The organism is Frateuria sp. YIM B11624 (assembly GCF_049727805.1).
Taxonomy (GTDB): domain Bacteria; phylum Pseudomonadota; class Gammaproteobacteria; order Xanthomonadales; family Rhodanobacteraceae; genus Frateuria_A.
This window is the reverse complement of the sequence record NZ_JBCNYA010000005.1, coordinates 112,680-128,760: the sequence shown is the minus strand read 5'-3', so window position 1 is coordinate 128,760 and position 16,081 is coordinate 112,680. Positions and strand designations below refer to the sequence as shown.

Annotated in this window: 18 protein-coding genes; 9 read left to right on the top strand and 9 right to left on the bottom strand. The window is 70.7% G+C overall.

The window, feature by feature from the left end; all coding sequences use genetic code 11:
- Positions 1-11 precede the first annotated feature (11 nt).
- Positions 12-746, bottom strand: coding sequence for a 16S rRNA (uracil(1498)-N(3))-methyltransferase (locus tag AAIL17_RS04080; protein WP_424681537.1), 735 nt, complete (start codon positions 744-746; stop codon positions 12-14).
- A gap of 91 nt (positions 747-837) precedes the next feature.
- Positions 838-2,217 (bottom strand): adenosylmethionine--8-amino-7-oxononanoate transaminase, encoded by a 1,380-nt coding sequence (locus AAIL17_RS04075; RefSeq protein WP_424681536.1) that lies wholly within the window; start codon positions 2,215-2,217, stop codon positions 838-840.
- Between the two features lie 49 nt (positions 2,218-2,266).
- On the opposite strand from AAIL17_RS04075, the gene AAIL17_RS04070 reads away from it, so the two are divergent.
- The 5 genes from AAIL17_RS04070 to mazG are packed head-to-tail and all read left to right on the top strand — an operon-like array spanning position 2,267 to position 6,013.
- Positions 2,267-3,046 carry a type II secretion system protein N gene (locus tag AAIL17_RS04070; protein WP_424681535.1) on the top strand — a complete coding sequence of 260 codons (780 nt, stop codon included), beginning with the start codon at positions 2,267-2,269 and terminating at the stop codon, positions 3,044-3,046.
- Positions 3,043-3,828, top strand: a complete 786-nt coding sequence (locus tag AAIL17_RS04065; protein WP_424681534.1) for an inositol monophosphatase family protein — start codon at positions 3,043-3,045, stop codon at positions 3,826-3,828. Before AAIL17_RS04070 ends, AAIL17_RS04065 begins: the two co-directional genes overlap by 4 nt.
- A 9-nt stretch (positions 3,829-3,837) precedes the next feature.
- Entirely contained in the window at positions 3,838-4,392 is a 555-nt protein-coding gene (nudE, locus tag AAIL17_RS04060) for an ADP compounds hydrolase NudE (RefSeq protein ID WP_424681533.1), read from the top strand.
- The gene (cysQ, locus tag AAIL17_RS04055) at positions 4,389-5,213 is read left to right on the top strand and encodes a 3'(2'),5'-bisphosphate nucleotidase CysQ (protein ID WP_424681532.1); all 825 of its coding nucleotides are present in this window, start codon (positions 4,389-4,391) and stop codon (positions 5,211-5,213) included. Before nudE ends, cysQ begins: the two co-directional genes overlap by 4 nt.
- A 2-nt stretch (positions 5,214-5,215) precedes the next feature.
- Positions 5,216-6,013, top strand: coding sequence for a nucleoside triphosphate pyrophosphohydrolase (gene mazG / locus AAIL17_RS04050; RefSeq protein ID WP_424681558.1), 798 nt, complete (start codon positions 5,216-5,218; stop codon positions 6,011-6,013).
- A gap of 80 nt (positions 6,014-6,093) precedes the next feature.
- Here the strand turns inward: mazG and AAIL17_RS04045 are convergent, their stop codons facing one another.
- A complete protein-coding gene (locus tag AAIL17_RS04045) occupies positions 6,094-6,567 on the bottom strand; it encodes a hypothetical protein (protein WP_424681531.1) in 474 nt (157 codons plus the stop codon).
- A 116-nt stretch (positions 6,568-6,683) separates the two neighbouring features.
- On the opposite strand from AAIL17_RS04045, the gene AAIL17_RS04040 reads away from it, so the two are divergent.
- A complete protein-coding gene (locus AAIL17_RS04040; RefSeq protein ID WP_424681530.1) occupies positions 6,684-7,451 on the top strand; it encodes a DUF4097 family beta strand repeat-containing protein in 768 nt (255 codons plus the stop codon).
- A 69-nt stretch (positions 7,452-7,520) separates the two neighbouring features.
- Here AAIL17_RS04040 and AAIL17_RS04035 read toward each other — a convergent pair whose 3' ends face one another.
- The 5 genes from AAIL17_RS04035 to AAIL17_RS04015 form a co-directional block, all read right to left on the bottom strand.
- A complete protein-coding gene (locus AAIL17_RS04035; protein WP_424681529.1) occupies positions 7,521-8,639 on the bottom strand; it encodes an SLC13 family permease in 1,119 nt (372 codons plus the stop codon).
- Positions 8,640-8,661: 22 nt separating this feature from the next.
- Positions 8,662-9,282 carry a glutathione S-transferase family protein gene (locus AAIL17_RS04030; RefSeq protein WP_424681528.1) on the bottom strand — a complete coding sequence of 207 codons (621 nt, stop codon included), beginning with the start codon at positions 9,280-9,282 and terminating at the stop codon, positions 8,662-8,664.
- A gap of 34 nt (positions 9,283-9,316) precedes the next feature.
- Entirely contained in the window at positions 9,317-9,544 is a 228-nt protein-coding gene (locus tag AAIL17_RS04025; RefSeq protein ID WP_424681527.1) for a hypothetical protein, read from the bottom strand.
- A 37-nt stretch (positions 9,545-9,581) separates the two neighbouring features.
- Entirely contained in the window at positions 9,582-12,062 is a 2,481-nt protein-coding gene (locus tag AAIL17_RS04020; RefSeq protein WP_424681526.1) for an ABC transporter permease, read from the bottom strand.
- 82 nt (positions 12,063-12,144) lie between these two features.
- Positions 12,145-12,840 (bottom strand): ABC transporter ATP-binding protein, encoded by a 696-nt coding sequence (locus AAIL17_RS04015; protein WP_424681525.1) that lies wholly within the window; start codon positions 12,838-12,840, stop codon positions 12,145-12,147.
- Between AAIL17_RS04015 and AAIL17_RS04010 the strand changes: the two genes are divergently transcribed.
- The 3 genes from AAIL17_RS04010 (at position 12,839) to AAIL17_RS04000 (ending at position 15,314) form a co-directional block, all read left to right on the top strand.
- Positions 12,839-13,456 carry an arylesterase gene (locus AAIL17_RS04010; protein WP_424681524.1) on the top strand — a complete coding sequence of 206 codons (618 nt, stop codon included), beginning with the start codon at positions 12,839-12,841 and terminating at the stop codon, positions 13,454-13,456. The two genes, AAIL17_RS04015 and AAIL17_RS04010, sit on opposite strands and share 2 nt — an antisense overlap.
- Positions 13,457-13,585: 129 nt before the next feature.
- Positions 13,586-14,311 carry a response regulator transcription factor gene (locus AAIL17_RS04005; RefSeq protein WP_291191344.1) on the top strand — a complete coding sequence of 242 codons (726 nt, stop codon included), beginning with the start codon at positions 13,586-13,588 and terminating at the stop codon, positions 14,309-14,311.
- 31 nt (positions 14,312-14,342) lie between these two features.
- Positions 14,343-15,314 carry a sensor histidine kinase gene (locus AAIL17_RS04000; protein WP_424681523.1) on the top strand — a complete coding sequence of 324 codons (972 nt, stop codon included), beginning with the start codon at positions 14,343-14,345 and terminating at the stop codon, positions 15,312-15,314.
- 87 nt (positions 15,315-15,401) lie between these two features.
- On the opposite strand, the gene AAIL17_RS03995 is transcribed toward AAIL17_RS04000, so the two are convergent.
- Entirely contained in the window at positions 15,402-16,031 is a 630-nt protein-coding gene (locus AAIL17_RS03995) for a CoA transferase subunit B (protein ID WP_424681557.1), read from the bottom strand.
- Positions 16,032-16,081: the final 50 nt, after the last annotated feature.

Below are 16,081 nucleotides of genomic sequence, written 5' to 3'. Positions count from 1 at the left end.
CGGGCGCTGCGCTAGAAATCGCCGTATAAAGCCTGCAGCGCCGCCAGTGCGGCAAGGCCCGCCGTCTCGGTGCGCAGGATGCGCGGGCCGAGCCGCAGGCCGGTGAAGCCCGCAGTCTCGAGGGCTGCCACGTCGCGTTCCCCCAGCCCGCCTTCCGGCCCCACCACCAGCAAGCCGCCGGCCGGAGTGAACGTGAGCGAGCGCAGCGACTGCCCGGCCTCCGGCAGCAAGGCCAGGCGCAGCGCGCCATCGTGCGGCAGGTTGGCCAGCCAGGCTTCCAGCGGCTGTGCGGGCAGGATCGCCGGCACGCGGGCGCGGCCGCTCTGCTCGCAGGCGCTGGCGGCCACCGCGCGCCAGTGGTCCAGCCGTTTCTCCGCGCGGGCCGGATCCAGCCGCACTTCCGAACGCTCGGTGAGCAGCGGCGCGATGCAGGCGACCCCCAACTCGGTAGCCTTCTGCACGATCAAGTCCATCTTCTCGCCGCGGGCGACGCCCTGGGCGAGCGTGAGCGTCAGCGGCGACTCGTTGGCCACGACGCGTGCGGCGTCGATGCGCACCCGCACCTCGCGCTTGCCCACATGGGTGACCACCGCGGCGTAGTCCTGGCCATCGCCGTTGAACAGCACCAGTGGCGCCCCCTCGCCCAGGCGCAGCACGCGTGCGACGTGCTCGCCGGCCTGAGCAGGCAGGCCCAGCTCGGTGCCGGGCGGGAGCGGTTGATCTACGTGGATGCGGATGGTGCGCACGGGAGGAGCGGGCCCTGGCAAAAGCGGAAGCTTACCGCGTCGACGGCCGCATGCCTGCGAGGGAGCGAGCGGTCCGGCAGCCCCGGGCCGGTCAGGCCACCGCCCGCTCGATGCCGGCCACCGCCACGTCCACCAACTGGTCGATCTCCCCGGTCGTGACCACATACGGCGGCATGAAATACACCACGTTGCCCAGCGGCCGCAGCAGCGCCCCGTGCTGCAGGCCGTGCAGGTAGACGCGCATGCCGCGTCGCTCGGCTGCGGGCCACGGCGTGCGGTTGCGCTTGTCGGCCACCAGTTCGACCGCGGCGATCATGCCGGTCTGGCGTACGTCGGCCACGTGCGGGTGGTTACGCAGGGGAGCGAGCCGTTGCGCCAGGTGCGCGGCCAGGATGCGGTTGCGTTCCAGTACCGGCTCGTCGCGGAAGATCGCCAGCGTCTCCAGCGCCACGCGGCAGGCCAGCGGGTTGCCGGTATAGCTGTGCGAATGCAGGAACGCCTTGCCGGCGTTGTACTCGGCGTAGAAGGCCGCGTACACGGCCTCGGTGGTGAGCACCACCGACAGCGGCAGGGTGCCGCCGGTCAGTCCCTTGGACAGGCACATGAAGTCGGGCGCGACACCGGCCTGCTCGCAGGCGAACAGGGTGCCGGTGCGGCCGAAGCCCACCGCGATCTCGTCCGCGATGAAATGCACGCCGAATTCGTCGCACAGGCGGCGCAGTCCCGCCAGGTAATCGGGGTGGTACATGCGCATGCCGCCGGCACATTGCACCAGGGGCTCGACGATCACCGCGCAGGTTTCCTGCGCATGCCGTTCGAGCAGGGCACGCAACTCGCCCAGCCGGCGGGCGGCGACCTGCGCCGGCGTCTCGCCGGGATCGGCTTCGTAGGCATCCGGCGAGGGTGCCAGGATCGGCGTCAGCAGCAGCGGTGCATAGGTCTTGCGATAGAGCGCCACGTCGCTGACCGAGAGCGCGCCCAGCGTCTCGCCGTGGTAGCTGCCGGTCAGCGCGATGAAGCGCGTCTTCCCGCCGTGGCCCTGGTTGAGCCAGTAGTGGAAGCTCATCTTGAGCGCCACTTCCACGGCTGCCGAACCATTGTCGGCAAAGAACACCCGATCGAGCCCCGGCGGCGTGACGCGCACCAGCTCCTCGGCCAGCTCGATCGCCGGCGCGTGGGTGAAGCCGGCAAAGATCACGTGCTCCAGCCGCCGTGCCTGATCGGCCAGCGCTGCGGCGAGGCGCGGGTTGGCGTGCCCGAAGAGGTTGGTCCACCACGAGCTGATCCCGTCCAGGTAGCGGCGTCCGTCCGCGTCGACGAGCCAGGCTCCCTCGCCGCGCACGACCGGGACCATCGGAACGGTCTCGTGGTCGTGCATCTGCGTACAGGGATGCCACACGTGCTTCAGGTCGCGCGCGGCCAGCGCGGCGTTGCCGGCGAGGGCCGGCGCATCGGGGAAGGGGAGGTCCATCCGGCTATCATCGGCGCTGCGGCATGGCCGCTCAAGTTCAAGGACCGAGGTGAAACGTTCGCACGTCGGCTGGCTGGCCGCTGCCATCCTGCTGTTTGCCGTGCTGCTGGTGTGGTTCCTGCCGGCGCGCTGGGTCGCGCCGGTCGTGCAGTCGCGACTGCACGGATTGCGGCTCGAGGGCGTTTACGGCCTGGTCTGGGATGGCGGCGCCGGGCAATTGCGCGGTCCGGACGGCCGTCCGCTTGGCACGGTGCGGTGGCAGCTCTCGCGCCGCGCGTTGTTGGGAAGGCTGGATCTGCAATTGCAGTTCGAGGGGCCGTTGCTGACGGCGCGCGGCCACCTGCGCCGCGACGTATTGGGCCGTCCGATCTGGAGCGACGTGACCCTGCGCAGCGACCTGGCGGCCTGGTCGCCCCGGCTCGATACGTCGCTGGGCGCGCCGCGCGGCGCGCTGACGGCGACGCTGCAGCGTGTCGTACTTCAGGCGAACTGGCCGGTCGAGCTCGAAGGCCAGGCGCAGTGGCGCGATGCGGTCATGCAGGTGCCGGCGCAGGCCATCGCGCTGGGCAACATCGACATGGCACTGCATGGTGCCAACGGCGTGCTGCGCGGCGAACTCCACGACCAGGGCCAAGAGCCGCTGCACGTCGAGGGCCAATGGCAGGCCAGCCCGCTGGGGTGGCGCCTCGACCTGCTGCTGCGGCCGCGCACCGGCGATCCCGCGCTGCGACGCTGGCTGGCGCGCCTGGGCCAACCCGGCGCGGATGGCTCGGTCCACCTGCAACGCCGCGGCGGGCTTGCCGCCGCCACACCGGAAACGACCCGATGAGCTACGACATCGAACACGCCCTGTCCGCCGCCCGCGAGGCCGCCGCAGCCGCGGCGGAGATCATCCGCCACTACTGGAACCGCGGCGTGGCGGTGGAATGGAAGGCTGACGCCACGCCGGTCACCGTGGCCGACCGTGAGGCCGAGCAGGTGATCCGCGCGGTGCTGGCCAGGGCGCTGCCGCAGGTGGCGATCTTCGGCGAGGAATACGGCCTGGAAGGCGCGCGCGACGGTCTGCTGTGGCTGGTCGATCCGCTCGACGGCACCAAGAGCTTCGTGCGCCGCACGCCGTTCTTCTCCACGCAGATCGCGCTGATGGACCGCGGCGAACTGGTGCTGGGCGTGTCCAGCGCGCCGGTCTACGGTGAGACCATGTGGGCGCGGCATGGTGCCGGTGCCTGGCTGGACGGCGAGCGCGTGAACGTGGCGGCCACCGACAGCCTGACGCAGGCGTCGCTTTCCATCGGCAACGTCAAAACGCTGACCGCCGACGCGCGCTGGGGCGCGCTCGGTGCATTGATCCGCGACAGCAGCCGCATCCGCGGCTATGGCGACTTCTGCCACTACCACCTGCTCGCGCGCGGCGGCCTGGATCTCGTGATCGAGTCGGACGTGAACATCCTGGACGTCGCCGCGCTGGCGGTGATCGTGCGCGAGGCCGGCGGCGTGTTCACCGATATCGAGGGCCAGCCGCCCGGCCTGGAGACCACCAGCGTGCTCGCCGGCGTGCCGGCGATCCATGCCCGGGCGCTTGAACGGCTGCGTGACATTCGATCGGGCTAGAATCGTCCGATGCGCAAGCCACCGATCATCCACGCCACCCGCGAGTGCGTCGACAGCCGCTTCCTGCGCGTCGAACAACTCGACCTCGAGTTCTCCAACGGCGAGAAACGCACCTACGAACGGCTGCGCGCCAGCGGCCTGGGTGCGGTGATCATCGTGCCGATGCTCGACGACGACACCGTGCTGCTGGTGCGCGAGTACGGCGCGGGCGTCGGCCGCTACGAGCTCTCGCTGCCCAAGGGCCGGCTCGACCAGGACGAGACCGCCGAGCAGGGAGCCGACCGCGAGCTCAAGGAGGAAATCGGCTACGGCGCAAAGCGCCTGAAGATCCTGCACAACCTGTCGCTCTCGCCCGGCTACATGACCCATATGGCGCACGTGGTGCTTGCGCAGGACCTTTATCCCGAACGCCTGCCCGGCGACGAACCCGAGGAGCTGGACGTGGTGCCGTGGAAGCTTTCCGAACTGCATACCCTGATCGGCCGCGACGACGTGACCGAAGGCCGCTCGATCGCCGCACTGTTCATGGCGCGCGAATACCTGGCCGGGCGGTTCCAGCCATGAGTGCGGTCGCACCCGAGACCGGCCTGCTGGCCGAGGTGGGCGCGATCGCGCGCGAGGCCGGCAACGCGATCCTGGCGATCTATCGCGACGAGTTCACCGTCGAGCACAAGGATGATGCCTCGCCGCTCACCGCCGCGGACCTTGCCGCCCAGCGCGTTATCGCCGCCGGCCTGGCGCGCATCGCGCCGGACGTGCCGGTGCTGTCGGAGGAGGCGCGCGCCGCGCCGTGGGAGCAGCGCCGCACGTGGTCGCGCTACTGGCTGGTCGACCCGCTCGACGGCACCCGCGAGTTCGTCAAGCGCAATGGCGAATTCACGGTCAACATCGCGCTCATCGAAAACCATCGTCCGGTGCTCGGCGTGGTGCTGGCGCCGGTCACCGGCGAGCTTTACGCGGCGGTCGACGGCCAGGGCGCGTGGCTGCAGCAGCATGCTGGCGGCCAGTGGCAGCCGATCGGTGTGCGCACGCTGGCCGAGCCCGCAGTGGTGGCGGGCAGCCGCTCGCACGGCAGCGACACGCAAGGGTTTCTCGATGCGTTGCTGGGCACGCCCTACCAGCCGTTTCCGATGGGCTCTTCGCTCAAGTTCTGCCTGATCGCCCGCGCCGTGGCCGACCTCTACCTGCGGCTGGGGCCGACCAGCGAATGGGATACCGCGGCCGCGCAGTGCGTGCTGGAACAGGCCGGCGGCGCGGTGCTCGACCTGGCCGGCGAGCCGCTGCGCTACAACACGAAGGAGTCGGTGCTCAATCCCGAGTTCCTCGCCGTGGGCGACCGCGCGGTGGACTGGAAGGCACGGCTGGGCGAGGCACGTCCCGCTTGAGCGTGGAGGCGTGCTACACGCTGGAAGACCTGCTCGGGATCATGGCGCGCCTGCGCGATCCCGAGCACGGCTGTCCGTGGGACGTGCAGCAGGATTTCGCCTCGATCGCGCCGTACACCCTCGAAGAAGCCTACGAAGTCGCCGACGCGATCGACCGCGGCGACTTCGACGACCTGCGCGAGGAACTGGGCGACCTGCTGCTGCAGGTGGTCTTCCACGCGCAGATGGCGAGCGAACGGGGGCTGTTCGACTTTGCCGACGTCGCGCATGCGATTGCCGACAAGATGCGCCGGCGCCACCCGCACGTGTTCGCCGACGAGCGCTACGCGGACGTCGAGGCGCAGACCCGGGCGTGGGAAGCGATCAAGGCGGCGGAACGGGAAGGCCGCGGCGAGGCCCACGACGCCAGCGCGCTGGCCGGCATCTCGCGTGGCCTGCCCGAATGGAAGCGCGCCGCCAAGCTGCAGCAGCGGGCCGCGGGCGTCGGCTTCGAATGGCGCGAAGCCGGGCCGATGCTGGACAAGCTGGCCGAGGAAGTGGACGAGGTACGCACCGAGTTCGAGCGCGGTGCCGATGCCGATCGGCTGGAAGACGAGCTGGGCGACGTGCTCTTCGTCACTGCCAACCTGGCCCGCCATGCGGGCGTGGACTTCTCACGCGCACTGCGCCGCGCCAATGCCAAGTTCGAGCGGCGCTTCCGCGCCATGGAGGCGCTGGCCGCTGCCGAAGGCCGTGCGCTCGCGGAACGGACCCTGGAAGAGCAGGAAGCGCTCTGGCGACAGGCCAAACGCGAAGAATGACGCGGTTGGGTGGGCTTCAGCCCACCGGACTTCTCCCGCAGGTTGGGCTGAAGCCCACCCTGCGGGAGCCTCCCACCGGTTCAGCGTGCCGCCGGCGTCTTCGGCTGCTGCCACTGCGCACGCATGCGCTCGCGGTCGGCGCGCATCTTCGCCTCGTTGGCGAGATTCTCCGACAGGCTCTTGCGCAGCGTGGCGATCGCCTGGTCGACATTCGCCGGCTCCGCCTGCAGTCGGGCGAGGCGATGGTAGGCGTAGGTGCGCAGGTGCGGATCCTGTGACTTGGACAGCACCTCGTTGTAGATGCCGGCCAGCTCCTTCTCGCGCCCGGCCTTGCGATACAGGTGCTCCAGCGCGTGCAGGTCGGACAGGGCACCCGAGCCGGGGCCGCGCTCCATGAACATGCGATGCATGCGATGGCGCATCGGAGCGTGGTCGGGCGCGGGCAGGGTATGCGCCTGCGGGGCCGGCGGCGCGGACGGCGCGTCCTGCGACATGGCCAGGGGGCTGGCCAGCAGCAGGGCGAGGGCGGGAGCGAGCAGGATGCGTGGTGCCATGGACGGACTCCATCGGAGGGTGTTCCGGAAAACGCGACCCCGCCCGGCCGGTTGACTTCAACCCTGCGCGCCCGCGGTGCATCCTAGGGACGTCCATTCAGCCAAGCGGAGTTCCCATGCGCGCCATCCTTGCCTCCCTCCTGTTGCTCGTGCCGCTGGCCGGGCACGCCGCCGACCGTTGTGCCTTCGAGGCGCCGCGCAACATGAGCCTCGACCTGGCCGGCGTACGCACGGTACAGATCGAGGTCAACAGCTACGACCTGCACGTGACCGGCCGTGCCGACGCGCGCAAGCTCGACGTGACCGGCCGCGCCTGCGCTTCGGACCGCGACCTGCTCGACCATCTGGTGGTCACCCAGCGCCGCGAGGGCGACCAGCTGATCCTCGAACTCGGCGACGGTCGCGGCTTCCGCCTGTTCGGTGGTGGCGAGACCGAGCTGGAAGTGACCGTGCAAATGCCCGCCGACCTGCCGTTGTCGGTCGACGTCGGCTCGGGCGATGCCGAAGTCGGCGGCGTGCGGGCAGTGGACAGCCACGTCGGCTCGGGCGACCTGCACGTGCGCAACGCGTCCGGCCGCTTCGCCACCAGCGTCGGCTCGGGCGACATCGAGGCGAACGACGTGGGCAGCCTGGAGGTCAGCTCGGTGGGCTCGGGCGACCTTACCGTCAGCGGCGTCAACGGCGACGCGCGCGTGGGCAGCATCGGCTCGGGCGACGTGCGCCTGCGCAACGTGCGCGGCAGCGTGCGCGCCGACACGCTCGGTTCGGGCGATCTGGACGTCGACGGCGTAGGCGGCGACCTCAGCCTCGGCGCCAAGGGCAGCGGCGACGTGAGCCACAACGGCGTCAAGGGCAAGGTGGACGTGCCCCGCGACGACGACTGAAGCAGGCATCGTAGGGTGGGCTTCAGCCCACCGCCGCCATCGCGGCAAGGGAGCCCACCCTACGCGGCATCAGCCGAGCCAGCGCCAGGCCAGGTACACCAGCGGCGCGCACACCAGCAGGAACGGGATCGACACGCGGTGCAGCGCGCGCAGGCCCTGCGGCTGGCGCGCCAGCCGCAGGGCGATGAGGTTCGCCAGCGAACCGATCGCCAAGCCGAAGCCGCCCACGTTGACCGCCACCGCCAGCGCAACCGGATCATGCGCCCGATCGAGCAGCAGCACGGTCGCCGGCACGTTGCTGATCACCTGCGAGGCGAGGATGCCGCCGAGGTAGAGCGTGAGCGGCTGGCCGAAGTCGAAGCGATCCAGCGCGGCATCGACCTGCGGCAGCTCGGCCAGGTGCCCCAGCCCGAGAAAGATCGCGGCGAAGGTAAGCAGCAGCAGCCAGTCCACCCGCGCCAGGCTGCGCGGCGAGACCAGCGTGAACACCAGCAGCAGTGCGCCGGCGCCGTAGGCGGCGTGGCCGTACTCCATCGCCAGCACCATCGCCGCCAGCGCGGCCAGCGAGAGCGTCGCCAGCCTGCCCGCAACGACCTGGCGATCCAGCGCCTCCGGCAGCAGCGCCACCCGCTCGCGCGGCAGCCAGATCCAGGCCAGCGCCGCCACGAGCGCGAACATCACCGCGGCCGCCGGAAGCATGGCCCAGGCGAAACCGAGGAACGACAGTTGCCCGTGCTGCCACAGCAGCAGGTTCTGCGGGTTGCCGATCGGGCTCAGCGTCGATCCCGCGTTCACCGCCAGCGCCTCCAGCACCACCATGCGCAGCACCGGCAGGTTGGACAGGCCGCCGATCGCCACGGTCAGCGGCACCAGCACGAACAGGCTCACGTCGTTGGTCAGCACCATCGACAGCAGCGCGGCGCTGGCCACCAGCAGCAGACCCAGCGTGCGCAGCGAGTGCGTGCGTGCAGCCAGCACGGCGGCGGCATGCTGCACCAGGGCGCTGTCGCGGATGCCCTGGATCGCGATCAGCAGGCCGGCCAGCCCGGCCAGCGTCGGCCACTGCAACCAGCGCGCCCATGCCGCCGCGGGTTGCGGGTCGACCAGGGCCAGCACCAGCGTGAGCAAAGCGAAGGCGAGCAGCAGCCACTCGGCCTGGAGCCGTTCCAGCCAGCGGCGTGCGGTCATCGGCGCTCGCGTGCCCGGCGGCCTACCACTCGCGCAGGCCCTCGATCTCGTACAGCCGCTGCCAGCTCGGCCGCGCGCGCACCAGGTCGGCCAGCCGCTTGAGCGCGGGCCACTCGGTGGCCGGACGCGGCATGTTGCGCGACCAACGCATCAGCATGGTCAGCAGCAGGTCGGCGCCGGAGAAGCGTTCGCCCAGCAGGTGCGGCCCGTGCGCCGCCAGGTGCGCGTCGAGCAGATCCCACACGCCCTCGATCCGGCGTTGCAGCGCGGCGCGCACGGCCGGCGTGTCGTCCAGTTCCTGCGGGTAGAACCACAGCCGGAAGGAGGACATCAGCGTGTTGCTGAGATAGACGATCCACTGGTACCAGGCCGCACGCTCCGGCGTGCCCGGCGGCGGCGCCAGCCGCGATTCCGGATGCCGCTCGCCCAGCAGCATCAACAGCGCGGCCGACTCGGCCAGCGGCTGGCCGTCGACTACCAGAGTCGGCACCACGCCGCGTGGGTTGAGCTTGAGGTAGGCGGGGTCGCGCTGCGCCCCGGCGTCCACGTCGACCAGCCTGAGTTCGTGCGGCGCGCCGGCTTCCAGCAGCGCCAGGTGCACCACCATGCTGGCGGTGCCGGGGGAGTAGTAGAGCGTGTACACGGCGTTCTCCAGGCTGGTCGGCGTGGCGACGGGTTCAGTCGTGCTGGTCAGGATGCTTGTGCTTGGACGCCTTGGCGCGGGCCGCCCCCAGCGAGGTTCCCAGGCCGGCGCCGATGACGATGCCGATCCCGATGCCGAGCGCGAGATTGTGCAGCGCGACTCCCAGCGCCACCCCGATGGCTATGCCCGTACTCATGCCGATGCCGGTGCACGCCGCCACGGTGCGGCGACCCTGATCCGGTCCAGGCTGCTGGTCGCTCATCGTTCCACCCCGTTCAAAGCGATAGTCTGGAGTCGATTCACTGCTCCCGCAACAGCCGCATCGGCGAAGTACGGGTGACCCGGCGGGTGCCGGCCAGGCCCAGCAGCATGATCACCACGGCGGCGAGCAGCGCGGCGCCCGCCAACGGCGCCAGCGGCGGCACGAACCCGTCCAGCCGGAACACCGCGCGGGCCAGCCACCAGCCCGCGCCGGCCGCACCCAGTGCGGCGGTGAGGCCGGCGATCAGGCCGAGCAGGGCGAACTCGCAGGCCGCCGCCAGCCGCAACTGGCCGCGGCGCGCACCGAGCGTGCGCAGCAGCGCCGCCTCGTGCCGGCGCTCGGCGGCGCTGGTGGCCAGCGCCGCGGCCAGCACCAGCGCGCCGGCCAGCAGGCTGAAGGCAAGCACCCAGCGCACCGCGCCGCCCACCTGCTCGACGATCTCGCGCACGCGATCGAGCAGCGCATCGACGTCGACCAGGCTCAGGTTGCCGTAGTCGCGCGACAGCCGTGCCAGTGCCTCGGCATGCCCGCGCGGCAGGTAGAAGCTGGCCAGCCAGGTATGCGGCAGCGCGCTCGCGTGGGCCGGATCCAGCAGCAGGAAGAAGTTGACGCGGAAGGAGCTCCAGTCGACCTGGCGCACGCTGCTCACAGTCGCCTCCAGCGTGCCTTCGCCCACGTCGAAGCGCATGCGGTCGCCGGGCTTCAGGGCGAACATGTCGCGCCACATGGTGTCGACCGACACCTCGGCACGCGGCGGGTTGGGCCCGGCCCAACGGCCGGCGATTACCTTGTTGGACGGCGGCAGCGCGCCGGTCCAGGACAGGCGCAACTGGCGGTCGACCCATTCCTTGGCGCGCGGATCGGCGAACCTGAGCTGGTCGACCGGCGTGCCGTTGATCGCGGTGAGCTTGCCCATCGCCAGCGGCAGCATGTTGAGCTCGCGTGCGCCCAGTTGCCGAAGGCGCTGGCTGAAGTCTGCGCGCTGGTCGTCCTGCAGGTTGAGCGCGAACCAGTTCGGCGTGTCCGCCGGCAGCTCGCGGCGCCAGCCGTCCAGCAGCGCCGGCGCGACCACCGCGAGCAGCAGCAGGGCGACCAGTCCAAGGCTGAGCGCGGTGGCCTGCACCGTGCTCAGGGCCCGCCGCCGCGCGAGTGCCGCCAGGCCCAGCCGCAAGGCGGGATGGGCGCCGGGGGCGATGCGCCGGGCGAACCACAGCAGCGCCAGTGCGAGCAACGCGGCGAGCAACGCCACGCCGAGCAGGCTGATGGCGAGGATGCCGGCAAGCTTGGCCGAACCGCTCTGGCTCCAGATCAAGGCCAGCGCGACCAGCGCAGGCACCAGGTAAAGCGCGTCCACCCGGCGCACGCGGCGCGCCACGCTGGCGCGGAACACGGCCACCGGCGGCACCTCGGCCAGCCGCGCCAGCGGCGGCAGCGCGAAGCCCGCCAGCACCGCCAGGCCCATCGCGGCGGCACCCAGCGCCGGCAGCAAGGGCAGGGTGGTGGGCACGTGCACGAGCTGCGCACCGGCCAGTCGCCAGGCGCCCTCGGCCATCCCCAGGGCAAGCAGCACGCCGAGCAGCGCCATCGGCAGCGCCACGGCGGCCAGCGTGGCCAGCAGCAGCCCGAGTACGCGGCTGCGCGCGGTGCCCAGCGCGCGCAGCAGGGCGATCTCCGGCGTCTTGCGCCGCGCGTAGCGCTGGGCTGCAAGCGCGATCGCCACGCCGGCGAGCAGCGCCGACAGCAGCGCGGTCAGGCGCAGGAAGGCACCGGCGCGGTCGAACGCGCTGCGCATGCGCTCCTGGGTCTGCTCCGTCGTGATCAGCCGCGCGCCCTGCGGCAGCGGGTGCGCCTTGACCCAGGCGAGCCAGTCGCCGACTGCCGCCGGTTCGCCGGCGACCAGCAGCCGGTGGCCTGCACGGCTGCCGACGCCGAGCAGGCCGGCGCGCTCGGCGTCGGCCAGGCTCATCACCGCGCGCGGCGCCATCGCCACCAGTTCGCCGCCATCGGGTTCGCGCACCAGCTCGGCCGCGACGGTGAGTTCCTGGCCGCCCAACTGCGCGCGCTCGCCCACGGTCAGGCCCAGGGCGACCAGCGCACGATGGTCCAGGTACAGGTCGCCCGGTGCCGGACCATGGCCGGCGGCCGAGCGGCCGCGTGCCGCCAGTTCCAGCGTGCCGCGCAGCGGCCAGGCGCCATCGACGGCGTCGACGTCCAGCAGTTGGCCGCGTTCGCCGGCGAAGGCCACGCTCGGAAAGCCGGCGCTGCGGGTCACCGACAGGCCGCGCTGGCGTGCTTCTTCCGCATAGGCCTGCGGCAGCGCCTGCGGCGCGGACAGGCCGGCGTCGCCGCCGATCAGTTCCGCCGCGCTGGCGAGCAGGCCACGTTCGACGCGGCTGGCGAGCGTGGCCACCACGCCCAGGGCGACCACCGCCAGCAGCAGCGAGGCGGCAAGCGTGCGCAGCTCGGGCAGGTGCCATTCGCGGCGCAGGGTGCGAAGCGCGAGGCGCAGCAGCTTCATGCGGCCGCTCCGGTGGAATCGCCCGCGCCTGCGGTCCATGCCTGCCACATGGTCGCGCCCTCGGGCGTGGCTGCGTAGCGAATCACGTTGCAGCGGCCGGCGCGGCGACGCGGCCCTCCGTCAGCTCCACGCCGCGTGCGCAGCGGGCGGCGAGCGCGGCGTCATGGGTGACCAGCACCAGCGTGGTGCGATGGTCCCGGTTGAGCGCGAACAGGAGGTCGGCGACGTGCCGACCGGTGCGCTGGTCGAGGTTGCCGGTGGGCTCGTCGGCGAACAGCACGTGCGGCCCGTGCACGTAGGCGCGGGCGATCGCCACGCGTTGCTGCTCGCCACCGGAAAGTTGCGCGGGATAGTGGCGCCGGCGCGCGCCCAGGCCCACCGCGTCGAGCGCTTCGTGCGCGCGTGCTCGCGCGTCGTTGCGGCCCTCCAGCTCCAGCGGCAGCATCACGTTCTCCTCGGCGGTGAGCGCGGGCAGCAGGTGGAAGGACTGGAACACGAAGCCGACCATCCGCCGGCGCAGGTCCGCGCGGGCCTCCTCGTCCATCGCTTCCAGCGCCTGCCCGCCCAGGCGGATCGAGCCGGCGCTGGGCACGTCCAGCCCGGCCAGCAGGCCAAGCAGGGTGGTCTTGCCCGAACCGGAGGCGCCGACGATGGCGAAGCTCTCGCCCGCGTGCACTGCCAGGGTCACGCCGGCGAGGATGTCCAGCCTTCCCTCGGGGCCGCGGACGGTCTTGCTAACATCGCGGGCCTCCAAGAGAGGTTGGGAAGGTTCGCTCATGCGTCGACTCCTCGGGTTGCTGGCGGTGCTGTTGATCGGATGGAGCGGCGCCTCGCAGGCGGCCGCGCCGAAGACGGTGCTGGTACTGGGCGATTCGCTCTCGGCGGCACACAACATCGCCGCGAACGCCGGTTGGGTGCATCTGCTGGAAGTACGTCTGGGCAAGATGGAGCCGCCCTGGCGCGTGGTCAATGCCAGCATCAGCGGCGAAACGACGCTGAGTGGCCGGAACCACCTACCCGGACTGCTCGAAAACTACAAGCCCGCCGTGGTGGTGCTGGAACTTGGCGCCAACGACGGCCTGCGCGGGCTGCCGCTGGATGCCATGAAGGACAACCTCGCCGCGATGATCGACCTAGCGCAGCAGGCGCATGCCAAGGTGCTGCTGCTGGGCATCGAGCTGCCGGTGAACTACGGTCCGCGCTATCGCGATGGCCTGCGCGCCGTCTATGCGGATCTCGCGCAGCGCAAACGGACCGCGCTGGTGCCTTTCCTGCTGGAGGGCGTGGCGCTGGACCCCTCGCGCATGCAGGAGGACGGCCTGCACCCCACGGCCGCCGGCGAGCCGGCGGTGTTTGCGACGGTGTGGTCGAAACTGGCGCCACTGCTGGACTGAAGGGCCCGGACGGAACGGCCGTGGTGGGCGCCCGAACACATTTTGAATTCCTCTTCGGAAATTTCACGTTGCTCTCACCCGGCCCATCGTTAGCTCTTCACATTTGTGAACACCGCAAACGGAGGGACCATGAGCCTGCGAGATGAACAGTCCGGCTTGATCCTGCTGGTCGAGGACAATCGGCAAATTGCTGAAATGGTTGGGGAATTCCTGGAGCGCCGGGGATATTCGGTCGATTACGCGGCTGACGGCGTCAGTGGATTGCACCTGGCGGTTTCCAACAGCTACGACGTCATCGTGCTGGACCTGATGCTGCCGGGCATGGATGGCCTGGACGTCTGCCGCAAGTTGCGCAAGGACGCCAAGAAATCCACCCCGGTGCTGATGCTGACCGCGCGCGACACGCTCGAGGACAAACTGATCGGCCTGGAAGCCGGCGCCGACGACTACCTGGTCAAACCCTTCGAGGTGCGCGAACTGGAAGCGCGCCTGCGCGCGTTGATCCGTCGCGATCGCCGCCAGGTGTCCTCGGAGATACTCACCGTCGGCGACATGACGCTGGACACCGCCACGCTGCGGCTGACCCGCGGCGGGCAGGAGCTCACCGTCTCGCCGATCGGCCTGAAGCTGCTGGCGATCCTGATGCGCGAATCGCCGCGCGTGGTCAGCCGTCGCGACATCGAACGGGAGATCTGGGGCGACACGCTGCCGGACTCGGACACGCTGCGCTCGCACCTCTACAACCTGCGCCGCGTGATCGACAAACCGTTCGACCGACCGTTGCTGCACACGATCCATTCGGCCGGCTACCGCCTTGCCGACCTGGAAACGGAAGTGGCGACGGCCACCGCCTGACCGAGCGGGGGTGAACATCGCGACAACAGGCATGGACAGCGGACTGCCGCGGGAGCAAGGCGAAGGACGGAAGCCCGCCGGTGCATTCCACCGGCGGCTTGCGCTCATCTTCGGCTTGCAACTGCTCGGCGTGGTCGTCTGCGTCATGCTCGGGCTGTTCGACGTGGCGCCGCCGGCGGCCGTGCTGGTGCTGATCGTCGTGGTCAGCGCGCTGGCCTGGCTGGCGGCACGGCGCGCGTGGCGACCGGTCGGCCGCCTCGCGCGCGTGGTCGATGCCTGGGACGAGCAGCCCGACCTCGACGCGCTGGAGCCCGGGCGGCTGTCCAGCCGGGCCGACGCGGACGTGGTGTCGCTCGCGCGCGGCCTGCATGGCTTCGCCAGCCGCATCGCCGGCTACAACCTGCGCGAGCGCAACTTCACCCGCGACGCGAGCCATGAGCTGCGCAGCCCGCTCACGGTGATCAAGATGTCGGCCGACATGCTTTCGGACGAGTCGGAACTCAGCAAGTTCGGCGTGCGCTCGGTCAAGCGCATCCAGCGCGCGACGCGCGAGATGGAGGCGTTGATCGAGGCCTTGTTGATTCTGGCGCGCGAGTCGGACGTCGGCGCGGGCGAGGAGGAATTCGTCGTCAACGACGTGCTGCAGCGGGGCATGGACGACCTCCGGCAGATGCTCGAAGGCCGTTCGGTCGACCTGAAACTCGAGGAACCGGCCCGCTTCGCGTTGCACGCCTCGCCGCGCGTGTTCATGGTGCTGTGCTGGCAACTGATCCGCAACGCCAGCCAGCAGGCCGATCACGGCACCATCGTGATCACGGTGCTGCCCGGCGCGGTGGCCGTGTCCAACCGCGTGGATGCCGCGCCGGTGATCGACCGGCACGGCTTCGAGCTGGCCATCGCGCAGCGCATCAGCGAGCGCTTCCATTGGCCGCTGGAACTGCAGACCCGCGACGGCACCGAGCACGTCGCCAGCATCCGCTTTCCGGAAACCTTGCCTGCGTGATGCCACGCCTGCCGTAGGGCGGGCTTCAGTCCACCTTGCCTGCGGTCGCAACCCATAAGGTGGGCTGGAGCCCACCCTACATGTGCATCAGCCCTGCAGCGAGGGCGACACGGCAAACTCGCAGCCGGTCTTGGCCTTGACCTCATCCAGGCTCACGCCCTGGTTGAGCTCGACCAGCGTCAGCCCCTTGCCCTTCTCGACCTCGAACACGGCGAGGTCGGTGATGATCAGATCCACCACTTCCTTGCCGGTCAGCGGCAGGTCGCACTGCGGCTTGATCTTCGGGCTGCCGTCCTTCGCATTGTGCTCCATCAGCACCACCACGCGCTTGACGCCGCTCACCAGGTCCATTGCGCCACCGGGGCCCTTGACCATCTTGCCCGGCACCATCCAGTTGGCCAGGTCGCCGGTGGCGGAGACCTCCAGGCCGCCCAGGATGGACAGGTCGATGTGCCCGCCGCGGATCATCGCGAACGAATCGGCGCTGGAGAAGAAGGCCGAACCGGGTAGGGTGGTGATGGTCTGCTTGCCGGCATTGATCAGGTCGGGATCGATCTGGTCCTCGGTCGGGAACGGGCCGATGCCGAGCAGGCCGTTCTCCGACTGCAGGACCACGTCCATGCCTTCGGGGATGTAGTTGGCCACCAGCGTCGGGATGCCGATGCCGAGGTTCACGTAGAAACCGTCGCGCAGTTCCTTCGCCGCGCGCCGCGCCATCGCGGTGCGGGTCGGGTTTTCCTTGCCGGTGTTGGCGCCGGCGATGGTCC